Annotated in this window: 10 protein-coding genes and 4 pseudogenes; 11 read left to right on the top strand and 3 right to left on the bottom strand. The window is 59.6% G+C overall.

Going from position 1 to position 14684, the window contains the following annotated elements:
• The first annotated feature begins 1171 nt into the window (after positions 1–1171).
• From ACVJGD_RS00140 to ACVJGD_RS00120, 5 genes and pseudogenes are all read left to right on the top strand, one after another.
• Entirely contained in the window at positions 1172–2857 is a 1686-nt protein-coding gene (locus tag ACVJGD_RS00140; RefSeq protein ID WP_456632525.1) for a hypothetical protein, read from the top strand.
• Between the two features lie 174 nt (positions 2858–3031).
• A pseudogene (locus tag ACVJGD_RS00135) lies at positions 3032–3272 on the top strand (IS6 family transposase); the annotation flags it as partial.
• A 380-nt stretch (positions 3273–3652) separates the two neighbouring features.
• On the top strand, positions 3653–3841 hold the full coding sequence (locus tag ACVJGD_RS00130) for a hypothetical protein (protein ID WP_456632524.1): 189 nt from the start codon (positions 3653–3655) through the stop codon (positions 3839–3841).
• Positions 3822–4184: pseudogene (locus ACVJGD_RS00125) on the top strand (recombinase family protein); the annotation flags it as partial. The gene ACVJGD_RS00130 and the pseudogene ACVJGD_RS00125, both read left to right, overlap by 20 nt.
• Positions 4185–4553: 369 nt before the next feature.
• Complete coding sequence (locus ACVJGD_RS00120; RefSeq protein WP_456632523.1) at positions 4554–6617, top strand: recombinase family protein; 2064 nt, start codon at positions 4554–4556, stop codon at positions 6615–6617.
• A 5-nt stretch (positions 6618–6622) separates the two neighbouring features.
• Here the strand turns inward: ACVJGD_RS00120 and ACVJGD_RS00115 are convergent, their stop codons facing one another.
• Positions 6623–7015 carry a recombinase family protein gene (locus ACVJGD_RS00115; protein WP_456632522.1) on the bottom strand — a complete coding sequence of 131 codons (393 nt, stop codon included), beginning with the start codon at positions 7013–7015 and terminating at the stop codon, positions 6623–6625.
• 369 nt (positions 7016–7384) lie between these two features.
• Between ACVJGD_RS00115 and ACVJGD_RS00110 the strand changes: the two genes are divergently transcribed.
• From ACVJGD_RS00110 to ACVJGD_RS00100, 3 genes and pseudogenes are all read left to right on the top strand, one after another.
• Positions 7385–7555: a hypothetical protein gene (locus tag ACVJGD_RS00110; RefSeq protein WP_456632521.1), complete on the top strand. Its 171-nt coding sequence runs from the start codon at positions 7385–7387 to the stop codon at positions 7553–7555.
• Positions 7555–7776: pseudogene (locus ACVJGD_RS00105) on the top strand (group II intron reverse transcriptase/maturase); the annotation flags it as partial. The gene ACVJGD_RS00110 and the pseudogene ACVJGD_RS00105, both read left to right, overlap by 1 nt.
• A gap of 61 nt (positions 7777–7837) precedes the next feature.
• Positions 7838–8158, top strand: a pseudogene (locus tag ACVJGD_RS00100) (transposase); the annotation flags it as partial.
• Between the two features lie 423 nt (positions 8159–8581).
• On the opposite strand, the gene ACVJGD_RS00095 reads toward ACVJGD_RS00100, so the two are convergent.
• Positions 8582–8791, bottom strand: a complete 210-nt coding sequence (locus ACVJGD_RS00095; RefSeq protein ID WP_456632520.1) for a hypothetical protein — start codon at positions 8789–8791, stop codon at positions 8582–8584.
• Positions 8792–9367: 576 nt separating this feature from the next.
• On the opposite strand from ACVJGD_RS00095, the gene ACVJGD_RS00090 reads away from it, so the two are divergent.
• Positions 9368–9769: a hypothetical protein gene (locus tag ACVJGD_RS00090; protein ID WP_456632519.1), complete on the top strand. Its 402-nt coding sequence runs from the start codon at positions 9368–9370 to the stop codon at positions 9767–9769.
• A gap of 503 nt (positions 9770–10272) precedes the next feature.
• Complete coding sequence (locus tag ACVJGD_RS00085; RefSeq protein WP_456632518.1) at positions 10273–11481, top strand: hypothetical protein; 1209 nt, start codon at positions 10273–10275, stop codon at positions 11479–11481.
• Between the two features lie 1432 nt (positions 11482–12913).
• On the opposite strand, the gene ACVJGD_RS00080 is transcribed toward ACVJGD_RS00085, so the two are convergent.
• Positions 12914–13243: a hypothetical protein gene (locus ACVJGD_RS00080; protein ID WP_456632517.1), complete on the bottom strand. Its 330-nt coding sequence runs from the start codon at positions 13241–13243 to the stop codon at positions 12914–12916.
• Positions 13244–13372: 129 nt separating this feature from the next.
• Here ACVJGD_RS00080 and ACVJGD_RS00075 point away from each other — a divergent pair.
• Positions 13373–14315, top strand: a protein-coding gene (locus tag ACVJGD_RS00075) for an IS630 family transposase (RefSeq protein WP_456632516.1) whose coding sequence is annotated in 2 segments (ribosomal slippage) — positions 13373–13711 and positions 13713–14315 — 942 coding nt in all. Because the reading frame shifts where the segments join, the coding sequence is not laid out codon by codon here.
• Positions 14316–14684: the final 369 nt, after the last annotated feature.

Here is a 14684-nt window from a genome sequence, read left to right as displayed (position 1 = left end):
TGCCCGCGCGTAAAAGCCGATGGATCAGCGTGCGCAAGTCCTGGAGGGAACTGGTTAGTGCAAGCCTCACACCCCGGGCTTTGAGGGTTTGGAGCGCCTCGCAGATGGAGAGAGTTCAGGGGCATTGGTCCAATCGAGAAGTGTTGAAGTGCACCAAACCAATGCGCCACCAATGGGTACAAGAAGCCTTATCCAGATGTCTCGCTAATCTAGGGGACTCCCAGTTGAAGACGAGATGAATGAGCTGGTGCGCGCAGGCCGCCCCGAACTGGTGACCAAGCGAACGACTTGCCTACGGTTGAGTCGCACGCGAGCGCTACGCCGCTTTGGTGGCGGCGAATATTCACAACCGGAATGTTCGCCGCCGCATTGTCGCGTACCGCTACCTGTCGCCATTGAGGAGTGGCAGCCATAGGCACGAAGTATTGCTTCATAATGAGCAATTATTTGTTCTCGTCACAGGGAATCTCTATCTGTCATATGTGGGAGAGGAAGATGGGCTGCCCAACGCGGCGGTCGCCTCCGCTTCGATGTCTTGCTACCAAGATCCACGGAGACGAGCCATACTGTCTCGGCTTAAGCCGAGGCGATTGATCTTCGTTTAATCGAGGCGAGACAATGCAGCATAAAAACAGTACGACCCGAACCAATCTCTTCGCATCTCGACTCGAACGGAGCGTTCCTATCTAGAGGCTGCTTGCAATGGTTCGTGTCCATTTTCGCGGCCTTTGAGGATCATTTTGTCCCGTCCGGCTGCGATCGGCCCAGCTGAAACTCGATCCTAATCAAACTAGAAGTGTCGGCGTCGTTCAACGTCATGTTGCGCGCCGGCCTACAACGGTTTGCGGTAACTGGCGCCACCGTTGCGCGACAATACGATGGTCTATCCCGTTTTTCGCTCTGTAGGAGATAGATAGTGTGGGGCATTAGCAACTGTTGCAAGACGCCGATCCCGGGATATATCACCGACGACGCTGATAGCGTGGAGGAATCTCCTCCCAGGTCGGCTGTTGGCCTTGAAGGAGCTGGCCCATTATCCTGCTGTGTCGTGGAGCAAACGCGCTCTGAGCCGCAAGGGGCAACCTCCTCTCGCAACAGCCAGAGCACCGGCGATGGCCGTCATCCACGAGGGCCTGAGTTACTCAGTAAGATTGCTGACCAGTTCAGTACGATGATCTCATCCAGCTTGTCGTTCTGTAGAAGATGGATCCAGAGGGATAGCGTTTCGCCTCAGAACCTTCATCTGCTGCCGGCGGACTTAATCGGTAAAATTGCGGAGTCGCTCAGCCCGATTGATCTGCTGAAGATGTCACAGACAAATTGCGGGCTGCGGGATGCCGCGCAGCAATATGATCCGGCGCTTCACGCAAGGCGCCAGAAAGCTATTCGGGTTCAGTCCGTCTGGCACAGGCTGACGGCCCCGCATTCAGAGGTTGCGGATCGCTTTGCCGCGCTGACAGATCCCGCCGTGATCCAATCACTCGCGCCCAACTTCAATTGCCTGACCAGGGGGCAGCAAAAGCACCTCGTCCACCTCACCGGGAGGCTCGCCAATTCCGAGCATCGCGTCCTCGTCCTAGGAAGCCTCGGAACGGGCGTGGCAGGGCTGACGCCCGCGCTGCAGAAATGCCTGGTCACCCTCGTCGAGCGGCTTAACAAGCCAGAGGATCGCGTTTGGGTCCTGGGAAGCCTCGGAACGGGCGTGGCAGGGCTGACGCCCGCGCTGCAGAAGCGCCTGGTCACCCTCGTCGAGCGGCTCAACAAGCCAGAGGATCGCGCGCACGCTGTGCGAAACCTCGGAGTGGGTGTGATAGGGCTGTCGCGCGAGCTCCAGGGGCGCCTCGTCTCCCTCGCCGAGAAACTCGCCCATCCCGCGCATCGCGTCCAAGCTCTGGAGGGCCTCGGAGCGCACATAGGACGGCTTGAACCCGCGCTCCAGCGGCGGCTCGTCGTCCTCGCCGAGGAGCTTAACAGCTCACCGCTTCTCGCTTTGGCCTTGGGATACTTAGCAATGGGCACGGCAGGGCTTATACCCGAACTTCAGCAGCGCCTCGTCGTCCTCGCCGAGGGGCTCGCCCCGTTCTGGCAAGGCATGTGGGCCCCGCAGAGCCTCGGACTGGGCGTGGCAGCGCTTGCGCCTGAGTTCCAGGAGCGTCTGGTCACCCTCGTCGAGAAATTCGCCAATCCCGACGATCGCGCCTCGGCTCTGCGAAGCCTGGGAGTGGGCGTGGAGGGGCTTTCACGCGAGCTCCAGGAGCGCCTCGTCGCCATCGCCGAGGGACTCGCCGGTCCCGCGCATCGCGTCCAAGCTCTGGAGGGCCTCGGACTGGGCGTGGCAGGGCTTTCGCGCGAGCTCCAGGAGCGCCTCGTCGCCATCGCCGAGGGACTCGCCGGTCCCGCGCATCGCGTCCAAGCTCTGGAGGGCCTCGGACTGGGCGTGGCAGGGCTTTCGCGCGAGTTCCAGGAGCGCCTCGTCGCCATCGCCGAGGGACTCGCCGATCCCGCGCATCGCGTCCAAGCTCTGAAGGGCCTCGGACTGGGCGTGGCAGGGCTTTCGCGCGAGTTCCAGGAGCGCCTCGTCGCCATCGCCGAGGGACTCGCCGGTCCCGCGCATCGCGTCCAAGCTCTGGAGGGCCTCGGACTGGGCGTGGCAGGGCTTTCGCGCGAGCTCCAGGAGCGCCTCGTCGCCATCGCCGAGGGACTCGCCGATCCCGCAAGCCGCGTCTTAGCCTTGCGAAGCCTCGGAGCGGCCGTGGCTGAGCTTCCGCGCGAGCTCCAGCAGCGTCTGGCTGCCCTCGCCGAGGGTCTTGCTCAGCCTGCGGATCGGGCTCAAGCCTTGGCGGCACTGGCGTCGTAGGGGGGAACGATTTGCAGGTCGGCCTCAACGGCCTCTGGAGTAAGAAGGGCATCGTCAACTTAATCGACCGCCGAGCCGAAGGAGGCGATTCTCAAAGGTTCGAGATTCGGCGATAGCGCTTGTCGTGGAGATCAAGTTAACGAGTTGGAGCGGCCGAGGGGGTAGACGAGCGGCATGCCGACCGCCCGGGACCCTCTATTATCGCCGCCATCGCTTCCCACCGGAAGTGATCAGCTATGCCGTTTGCTTGTATTTCCGGTTTCCCTTAAGCTTGCGGATGGTCGAGGAAATGCTGGCGGCGCGTGGCATTGGCGTGACCTATGAAACCGTGCGCCAGTGGGGACGGAAATTCGGCAAGGCGTTCTCCGATCGGATCCGCCAGCGCGCTCCCGCTCGCGGTGACAAATGGCGCATCTGCCGAGCTCGGCATAGGGCGGTCTCGATCAGCCAAGCGACTCAGGCCCAGTTCTCCGCGCCCTCATCCGAAGGAGCCGCATAATGCAGGGATTTTGGGCAAGGAAGTTCGGGTAACATATCCATTCCATCCTGACGCTGGCCGCGAACTGGTCGTGCTCAGTGAACAAATTCACGACGGCTGTCGCCACTTCACGGTTCGCCGCGAGAGCGCCCATTCCCAATTTCTGCCGGCCTGGATGACAGAGCCTGAAGCAGCGTCGGCTAAAATTGTAGCTGATCCGCTTCTGCCCGTGAACCGACTTCTTGAGCTTCGCGCGCTCCTTGACGTCCTCGTAGCCTTGCCTCGGGGAGAATCGCCTCCCGGTGAGGGAAGAGCTCATGTCCAAGATAATGCGAAAGCGGCAACTGGATCTGTTCGCGACGGCGCAGGCGGAACGTCTGCCTCTGGTGGTCGAAGCCAAAACCGTAAAGCTGCTATCGGTCCTCCTAAAGGAAGCCGTCGCAGAAGTCCCCGTACCTTCAGTCCAGTCAGATCAGGAGGGGCGTCATGACGAAGATCTCCGCTGATCATTTGGCACGCAGCGCCGTAGTTTACGTTCGGCAGTCATCGGTAGACCAGGTCGCGCACAACTTGGAGAGCAAACGCAGACAATATGGCCTTGAGGCTCGCGCCCGTGAACTTGGCTGGAGCGACGTCGAGGTTATTGATGACGATCTCGGAAAATCTGGTGGTGGCGTCGCGCGACGTGGATTTGAGCGGTTACTGGCGCTAATCTGTGAAGGGCGCGTCGGCGCCGTGTTCTCGATCGAAGCCTCTCGGCTCGCCCGAAACGGTCGAGACTGGCATACATTGTTGGAGTTCTGCGGCTTAGTTGGCACACTCATTGTCGATGAGGAAGGTGTCTACGACCACACAGCATGATGCCCCTATTCGGGAGCCATCTGATCAATTAGAGCAGATTACCGTAACCGACCCAACCCATCCACTATACGGACGGCGCTTTGATTTGGTATCGGCCGGAAGCTCGCTCCGCGGCTGCGTTCTCGTTCATTATCGCGACGGCATTTTGCTGAGAATTCGAGCTGCAGCAACCAACCTCTATGGCGAGCGGCTGTCTGTCCCGTCAAGCAAGCTTTCGCTCGAAAGCATTCGAGACTTGCTCCGGCTTTCAAGAGACGTGGTGCTGACGAGCTTGGCGAATCAGCCGACAAATGATTCTTTAAGGCACGGCTCCGAATCAAAATTGGCAAGCTCGCGTGGTTCGCTGGGAGAAGAGCCATGAGGTCGGATCTTGTGACGGGGAGCCACCTTTGTCGCAGAGCCGTAATTTACATTCGGCAGTCGACGCCTCATCAGGTGATAACCAACCAGGAGAGCCTGCGACTGCAGTATGCACTGCGACAGCGAGCCACCGATCTCGGTTGGGATGATACCAATATTGATGTCGTTGATGCCGACCTTGGATTGAGTGGATCGACAGCAGCGCATCGCGAGGGCTTCAAGGACGTTATCGCCCGCGTCACGTTGGGTGAAATCGGAATCATTCTCTCCTATGAGGTGACGCGTCTCGCGCGCAACTGCTCTGATTGGTACCCGCTACTCGATCTGTGCGGCTACCGGCAATGCCTCATTGCGGATCGCGACGGCGTCTACGATCCTGGCTCAACCAATGGGCGCCTGTTACTCGGCTTAAAGGGCACAATCTCCGAAGTGGAGTTGCACACACTGCGCGGCCGTCTGACGGCGGGGCTGCGCGCCAAGGCCGAGCGCGGCGAGTTGACGTTACTGTTACCGGCGGGTTTGGAACGTGACGCCAATGGTGTGGCATCGAAGGATCCGAGCAGGGAGGTGCAGCAGCGGATATCACTGGTTTTCACGACATTTCTGGAGGGAGGCTCCGTAGGCAAGGTAATCCGGTCATTCCGAGATCGTGCGCTCTCTATACCGCGGCGGGACCGGTTCGGCGATATTGCGTGGCGGACACCATCGGCCAGCATGATTTCCGGAATTTTGAGGAATCCGGCCTATGCTGGCGCTTTCGTCTATGGCCGCACCAAGTCCTGCCGCACGACCTATACGAGTGGTAAACTGAAGACGGCCCGCTGCCCAATGGCAGAGTGGAAGGTAGTAGTAAAGGACCGCTATCCTGCATACATCGATTGGGATGGCTTTGAGCGGATCCAGGCCATGTTGCGCGATAACCATGCCGAATACCAACGCAATCAGACGCGTGGCGTGCCCCGAGAGGGGGCCGCTATCTTGCAAGGCATCACCTGGTGCGGCCGGTGCGGCCACAAGATGTCGATACAATACAAGGGCGGGTCCCGCTACGTCTGCAATTCCCTGTTGAACCACCAAGGCAAGACGCTATGCCAGCATCTTCCCGCCGATCCAATCGACGCACAGGTGGCGGCTGCATTCTTTGCAGCGATCGCTCCCGCTGAGGTGGAGGCCTGGAGGCGTGCGCTCAATGCGCGGCAGCAGACTGACGAAGCGCTTGATCGCGCCGAAGAGCAGCAGGTTGAGCGACTGCGCTATCAGGCACTCCTGGCCGAACGACAGTATAATCGGGTCGATCCTGACAATCGCCTCATCGCCGCTGAGTTGGAGCGGCGATGGGAAAACGCGTTACGCGAACTCCGGCAGGCTGAAGAGGCGCTGACCACCCGCCGAGCCACGAAGAGCAAATCAGCCATGTTGACCCCAGAGGAGCAGAATGAGTTTCTTGCGCTTGGTCCACACTTGCCTGAGCTCTGGCGGCGGCCTGATGTGAGCCGGGCAGATAAGAAGCAGTTATTACGAACGCTGATTGACAAGGTTGTTCTCCACCGCATCACGCGCGATCGAATCGCGGTTCGGATCGTCTGGTGTGGTGGCGAGATATCCGAATTGGAAGTCGAGCCGAGGGTCCATGCACTGCATGCTCTAACTCGAGGGACTGAGATGCAAGCACGGATCCTTGAGCTGGCCCGCCAGGGCTTCGATGATGCCGAAATCGCCAACACCTTGACCCAGGAGGGGCACCGCTCACCGCGCCGAAATTATGTTCCAGTACGAACCGTTCAGATCGTGCGGCAGCGCCATCGCGTACTGCAGGACGGCGTCGCAACGCGTGCTCGTCACATTGCTGGTTGGCTGCCGGTGACCGCAATGGCAAAGCGTTTGGGAGTTTCGAGTTCTTGGATCAAGCGACGTATCCGCAGCGGCACCATTGATATCCAGCGCGATCCTTGCGACAAGCGATTCCTCTTTCCTGATACGGAAGCCAGCATTGTTGCGTTGCGAGAGCTTAAGACAGGAGCTCGAGATCACCTCGTTTTCGACCCGAGACCAAACAAATGAAGGTATCAACATGATCGATCGTAAATCCCATCTCCATCACCGATGAGCGTGTGGGTCAGGCCACACAGATCGAGCAGACGGTACCAATCAGCATTATTGCGCGCTAGTCGCGAGACTTCCAGGCCGAGCACGATGCCCACCTGGCCGAGGCCGACCTCCGCGGTCATGCGCGCGAAGCCGGTGCGCTCGGAAAGGCCGGAACCGGAAATACCGAGGTCCTCATCGATGACCTTCACCTGATCGCGACGCCAACCAAGCCGCGCGGCGCGTTCGGCTAACTCGTACTGACGGGCAGTGGACTCGCGATTATGCTCGACCTGCGTCGTACTGGACTGACGCACGTAGACGATTGCGCATCGGCGTAGGTGCTCAGCGGTGATCTTGCTCAGTTCGTTCATCGTTGTGATCTCCGGCAGTGGCGATTGCTCGGGCGATTAGTCGGGCGAGTCGCAGCACGAGATGTGCGCGCTGCTCTTTATCGAGGGCCTCCCATACGGGTACGGCCCCGCGCTGAGGTGGCGGGTCGAGAAAGCTTAGCTGCTGCATGGCTGTCCTCCGATTCCGGTGGCAGGACAGTATGCGCGGCATCCAATTGCCGCAGCAAAGCGTCAACGATCGTCCGGGCGTGCAGCAGCTCGGCGGGGGAAGCCAGGAATGCCGCTTGAGCGCATTGCGGGCTTGCACGCGGTAAATGTTGTGCGATAGGCAGATCTGTCCACGCGGCCGGTACAAGGGCACGGGTACCATCGGGGCAGTACAAGCGTCAGATGAAGTTCGCCGCGTCGATGACACCAGCCAAGCACATCAAGCGCAGATCCCTCAAAGGGATGGCGCGACCGAACGATGGTTACCTGATCGGGATAGTCGTCGAGATGATGAGCGCGGTGGTGGGTAGTCTGTCGAGTAGTCTTTCACGTCGATTCCACACGGGCCGCTGATGCGATGCCTGACACGGCGGATCGCCGACGGACGACTTCTCTCGACCATCAAAAGCTGGTTGACGGCTCCAGTGGTCGAACGGAGCGGAAGACGGACGATACAGACGGCAGATGCACGAAAGTTTAAGAAAGGGACCCCGCAACGCTCTCCTCTGAGTCCGTTGCTGGCGAACATTTACTTCCGACGCTTTCTGCTGGCTTGGCGCGACCACGGACACCAGGAACAACTCGATGCCTACGTCGTCAACTATGCCGACGATCTCGTGATCTGCTGCCGCCCCGGGCAAGCCGGATGTCTTCAACACGGATCAGGGCTCGCAGTTCACCGGACAGGCCTTTATCGGCGTGCTCGCCGACAATGGCATTGCGATCAGCATGGACGGCAAGGGAGCCTGGCGGGACAACGTGTTCGTCGAACGGCTATGGCGCAGCGTCAAATACGAGGAGGTCTATCTGCAAGCCTACGAAACCGTTGCTGACACGCGACGTTCGATTGGTCAGTATCTAGACTTTTACAATGGTCGTCGGCCTCATTCGAGCCTTGACGACCGCACTCCGGATCAAGCCTACTTCGATCTTCCGCCGCTCCGCGCGGCGGCCTAACCCCGGCAGACGCTCCACTTATCGACGCGGAGATTCTGTTCAGACAACCGGGACCAGCTCAGAATAGTGCTGTCCGGGGAAGAAACCGCGACCATGGACGATGGATTGTGAGCGAAACGGTTTTCGATCGATAAGTCATTTCGCTCTCTATGTCGCAAAATGCGCACGCGTAGCGGCGCCTGAATTCAGATGTATCAAACCGCCTGCAGCCTCTGCGAGGCTGCTGATGCGCGTGGTTTCCGGTCGATTCCTGTCGTGACTGCTCGAGTGCCGCAACAGCCTTCGCGGATGTGGATTCACCGGCGCCGGTTTGTCCGCCGGATAACTTGGAACTGGGCGGTGTTGCCACGGCGACGACTGGCCGTATCTTGGCACCAAATGGTACGTCGTCATAAGCGAAACTCATATCGAGCCGCGGCGGTCTCACTTTCGATGAATTGGGCTTGCTGGTTTCCTTACGTGCCAATCTTCGGCGTCGTACTTTTCCACCGGCAACTGCAATCGTTTGGCCCGTTCGTCGCGGTCTTTCCTTCGAAACTCACGCTCGCGGTGCTCGAATTTGGTTAGCTCGTCATTCGCGGCTCGCATGAAATCAGCGTGCGAGGTACCGGCGCTTTGAGTGCGGGCAGGCATACTCGTCTCTTGACAATTTGGTCAAAACGTAAACCGAAATGCCGGCGAGCGGCCCTCAAGCTTACATCATTTAGCGAACGTCGCAGCGAAATCGCAGCGATTTGGGTGGAAGTCACCGAAAACGTCGCGCAAACATCTTACAAAGCAAGATGAATCAACAACCTAGCGGCTCTTCCATCGCAACCCCGGCGGCGCTCGATGAAGTCCCAGATGTGTCCGAGCGGATCGAACACCGACGCAACGCGCCGGCCGGTCTGGATTGGATCGAATTGCGGATCATGGCCGTCGGCTGTCGCCAGCACATCGCTACATCCAAGTTGCGATGGTGAGCGGTACGGTCGCGCCCACCGCGCCAGCAGTCCTTCGCGACAAGGATCAACATGACCCGTCGCCGCGAACACGCGCTACGCGGTCAGCGGCTGGCATTGAAATCATCGGTCTTCATCACGGGCCCACGCCGTTGGCCTCGTTGTTCCACCGATTGTCGACGGAGCGGTGAATGGCGATGCCATCGGAGCGTCACAAGCCTGAGACATGCAATGGGTAAAGTCAAGGTGACTGCCGTGGATTATCGTTATGACACGCACGTTCTCTCAGTGGCTCGGCCACTACTCCACCGCAATGAGTCTGGACGATGTTTATGACTTCGCCCGGGATCGAACGCTGATTGTGCACGACATCATCTGCACATTTGTTCATCCATGCGGAGATCAGCACGACACGGCCGCCGTGCTGCTCGACGCCGGCGAGATTTCGGCGATCGCCGAGCATGACTTGGTTGGACTTGCATTATCCCGAAATCTCGAGAACTTTCTGGTGGGTGCACCGCTGTTCTTTGTCAATCCATCGAGTCAACACCTTGTCTTGGGTCAGAAGTTCGAGTTTGCGAAGATCGATCCACCAACGTTCGCGCCGTTGCTTGATGCGCTGGCACTGCAGGCAAAAGTCTGGCGGGACGGGCAGAACGCTGCGCGGTGACAGGCATTTCAAATGTGGCGGATTGCGCGGCGGCGGCTGAGGCTCGGCGTCGGCACCCAAGCCATCCGATCCGTATGCGAGTTCGGATCGTACAACGGCGCTGCAGGCCAAGCGCCTAGCGGGACGGGCAGAGAACGATGGACATTTCAAATGTTGCGGACCGCACAGCGGTGGCTATGACTCTGCGTCGGAGCAAAAGCGATCCAACCCCCATGCGAGTGTGGGATCGAGACAACGCCAGCGGACCGCCTACGCTGACTGATGACCAACGACGAGCGCACGAAAGGACGTCTGAACAACTGTCGATGGCCCGTGGAATTGTCGGTGCGGAGACATTGCACTCTGGAGACTCATGCGCCGAACAGGAAGTTGCTGGGCACGCAGAGCCGCCGCTCCGAGACAGCGTATCGCCGCCACCAGATGCCAACGGAGGGACGGAGCATCAAGACGCTCTCCCTGCTGGCCGCGCCCGATGGTGGAAGTTCACGCTCGGGCTGTTGGGCGTGAACGGAGCACAGGGTGCGTTCGAGACCTTTGTTGGTCGCCTCGCTGAGGTTGCGGTGCGCGCATTTTCCGGTGAGCCGCAAAATCCGCAGGAGGTCAGCGATAGGTCGATGGCGGCACATGCCGCGGTCAATGTGGTTATGGGACTGATCGCGGGCGCAAGAGCGGGCGTGCACACCTGGCGGGCAAGAGGCAATCCGGAGGCCTATTGCAGAGGATTTCGCGGTGAGCGGTTGGCGCAATCAGCGGCCCTCGCGATGGCGGGAACTCCCAACGTCCCCGCAAGCCAGCTGACGCGTCTCCTGCCTAGCTTGGTCGCGGCTGTTTTAACGTTCGCCGCCGCCGCGCATACCGGCATAAGCGCTGTTTCGCATCTTCGAAGCTCATCGAACGACAAACTCAATGCCTACGAAGCTGTGGTTCGGTCCAACGCCAACATAGCTTACTGCTACACCCGTGAGGTCGCAAACTTCGTGGCTCATGTCTTCCAGCTAGTCTCCCACGATGCTCTCCTGAACGCGCAAGGATTGACGGCCAGCTCCGTGGAATACGGCTTTAACTTGGCAGCGCAACGGAGCGTATTGAGTGATCCCGAACAGCCTAGGGGCTTCGATTTGCGCTGGCCAGCAGTCTCCGCTGTGGCCGAGGCTCTCGACGTTGCCTTTACGTCCGCAGCTGCCCGGATTGCAGACCCCGATAGGCCCGTGGAAATCTGGTCTGGTCGTCTGGCGGAGGGGACCTCTGCCGAGGCAGATCAGCCGTTAACACTCACTGTTATTGATGCAATCGATCGGGTGACACAACGTGCCGTCGGTCGGCAACTTGTTGGCGAGATCTCGAATGTCGTGCCCCATGAATTGGGCTTGTCGTCGATTGGAGCGCTGGCTGCGGGAACGCATTTGCGCGAACTGACTTGGCAAGCCGAAAACGCCAGTCGTGGCAGTGGCGCCGGTAGTGTCCCCAGTGATCCCGAGGCGCCCCTGCCCATTGGGATGTTGCCAAATGCAGGCAGCAGTGGGGTTCCGCCCACGCTGCGGCAAGAAGGTCAAGAAGTTATGGAGCTCCCCGCACCGCCGCCAGACGTCTCTGAGTCATCGTCGTCTGCCGAAGAGGCTGCCTCGAGTCTCGTGGATCGATCCTTGGAGGAGTTCGGACATCTCGTCGGCTTGGGCTGGGAGCACCGCCGCGACCGGGCTTCGCCTTCCTGATCGGTGCAACAGAAGGAGCGACCTCGCGAGGTTGCCGCATCTAAGCGCTCCACCGCCAGATCTACACGGCCTACCTGGAGCCGGGGAGTGGGGCGTCGACTATAGACAATCCGCTACGCGGCAATATCATGCCCGCCCCGGGGCTTGGGCTGAACCCCCACGGTCCAGCGGGGGCGCACATTGGTGAGTCGTCCTCCGCATAGGACAAGCCAGCTCGCAATGAAAGACGGATCGCGGGCGTACGACTTGCGCCGATAGCGGACTGCATCGCCCGATCCCCGTAGCAGCGGATGCAAAGCGCTCTCGGTAACGATCATTTTCTATTGGCGGGTGGTCGTGTCAAGGGCACGGGCCGCGCGCACTGTTCTATCCTTTTGCCTACCTAGTTACGGCCGGCCTCAAGGTAGCCGGGTAGCGAGCCACACTCGCGCGTCTATCGGAGGCGGGATCGTCGGCGCGCGAGCGCATCGTCTCGACGCCGCGCGTCTCCATCAACGTCGCCGTCGACCGGATGCGGTTTCTGCTACCAATACCAACTCGATGACGGCCCTGCCTCCTCCGTCGAGGGCCCCGCGCCGTCGTCAATAGCGCTCCGCCACTAATTGCCCAAGAAGCTTGAAGCGCACGTGGCGTCAGGTTGTACGATCAAAGGGAGGTTGAGAGCGATCTGTCATCCAACCAGCATGACGCGCTGTGGCTACGACCGTGCAAGTAGCGAGAACGAGCTATTGAGCGACCATTTCCATCTTGAAGAGAGGACCATCGAGGCGGTACGGCGTTATCGTGACGCGCTAGCCGCTGCCGCGAACTCTGAAAAGGCACAAGCTCGCGCACATCGAGCGCTCATCAGCATGCTCCCAGACCTGGAGCGCGCAGTGCTCGAGGATCGACCTCCGTCAATCAGGAAAAAGCTCTTTGATGCCGGTGCAAGAGCAGTCACTCAACTGAATGAAGCGCGGCAGCTCTTTAACGAGGCCACTGTGACGCTGGAGGGAGCTCGCCAGGCCTTGGCCGCTCTCGAGCAGCAGCTAGGATACATTCCAGATGTACCGGCGAAAGGAACTCGAGCGCGGTCTTGATCTGGATCATGGCTGACCGACCACTTACATCAACTGAGGTGAGGATCATTTGCGGGTGCGGGCGGTGATGATCGGTATAGGCTTGTGTCGAGAGGTAGCATCTTGGGTTTCTACTTCTAGTCGTCTCCATGCGCTGTTATTAACCGACAGGAGTTTGCTCAAGCGGTTTGGCATCAGTGCCCCGAATTCGCTTGCCTGACCGCCAATGCGGCAGCCGTCGAGGAGAGCATGATGGTTGGCAGATTGGCAGGCCGCGCAGACGCGCTCCCTTGTGATCAGCACAAACACTTGCTAAGCAACTGATTAAGCTAATCAATAATTGTTTCGCATAACATAGATTATGGAATAAATTCCTATTTCCCGAAAGACAAAACTCGCCGGCAAGCTACGCTTGTTACGACGCAATCGCTTGTCTTCGCCGGATAGCGTCGCGTTGGCGTCGGCTCCTCGGCCGAGCGGACATCAGGCAGCTCCGTTGCTTGGGCGGGTGCGGGCCGAGCCTCCATGATCTCGAGAACCGCGCGTCCCTTATCAGTGACACGCCAACCGCCGTTCATCCGCGCGATGAGACCTTGGGAGAAGATATCCAGGTCGGGCACGCGGGCTGCCAATCGCCTCGTGCGTTCAGCCCAGTCCCGCCCGCTTGTCGCCAGAATCGCCATATCGCGCTTGATGTCCTCCATGACGGCGAACCCGTCTGGATAGCTGACTAGAGCGGTTTCCAGTTGATGTGAATCAGAGCGTCACAGGGGATTCCCTCGGACTTGCAAATCAGATTCGGTGTCACCTGCGGCAACATGCGGGGTCATACGATGGCGAAGGGATACTCCAATGACCTCAGGGTGCGTGCGGTTGAGCTTATCGAGTCCGGCGAAAGCGCCCGCGAGGCGGCGCGCATTCTCAACCTCGGCGCTTCGACGACGATCCGATGGATGGATCGCTGGAGGAAGACCGGAAATGTCGAGGCCAAGCCCGGCGCCGGGCACAGCCGCTCGCCGTTGGAGCAGCACAAGCAGTGGCTGACCGAGTTGATCGCCACGGAGCCGGACCTGACGCTCGAGGAGATCCGTGTGCGTCTGCGCTCCCAGAGAAGGCAAAAGGCCGGCATCGGTTCGATTTGGCGCTTCTTCGACCGTCACGGCATCACCTTCAAAAAAAACATTGCACGCCGCCGAGCAGGATCGGCCTGACGTTGCTGCCGAGCGCGCTGCGCTGAAAGCTGAGCAGCCCAAGCTGCGTACGCCGCGCCTCGTCTTTATCGATGAGACCGCGGTCACGACGAAGATGGTCCGGCACTATGGGCGTTCTCCTCGCGGTAAGCGCCTCGTCTCTGACGTACCCCACGGTCACTGGAAGGCACTGACGCTTGTTGCCGCGCTGCGCATCGACGGCCTCACGGCGCCCTATGTCATCGACGGTGCGATGGATGGGCCGTCGTTCCTGGCTTATGTCGAGCAGGTTCTGGCGCCGACCTTGCGCAAGGGCGACATCGTCTTCATGGACAACTTGCGCACTCACAAGATCGTCGGCGTCCGCGAGGCGATCGAGGCTCTCGGCGCCCGCGTGCGCTATCTGCCGGCCTACTCGCCCGACCTCAATCCAATCGAACAGGCATTCTCCCGGTTGAAGGCAGCGCTGCGCAAAGGCGCCGCCCGCACGGTCGACACCCTGCTCAAACTCATCGGCAAGCTCGTCAGGTCGTTTGCGCCGCAGATGTGCGCCAATTACTTTAGACATGCCGGATACACCAAATGATCCACATCATGTGGAAAACGCTCTAGCACCTTGAGAACCGTCACCTGGAAGTTCACTGCCCCACCCGTACCCGGCTTCCGCGAACTTACTTCCTCTACATCTTAGCTTGACTTTGGCCAATTTTGGCGTGGGTCTATCGACCGCGCGCGACGCGGAACATGGGATCGTTCTCTACGATCTCGTGAGCGCTGGTCAACATGAGTTTCATTACTCCCCTTACGCAAAAGGCAACTTCACCTTCGATCGGGTGATTTGTGGCTGGCGCAGAGGGCTAGCTGTGCTCGACCTGCGTCTTAAAAGGTAATATGCGTGCGGGGCTAGTAAACGAGTTGTTAACTATGGTTATGTCAAGAAGAAATACGTTTATGT

This window comes from Bradyrhizobium sp. USDA 10063 (genome assembly GCF_054063735.1).
This window is presented reverse-complemented; position numbering and strand designations above follow the sequence as displayed.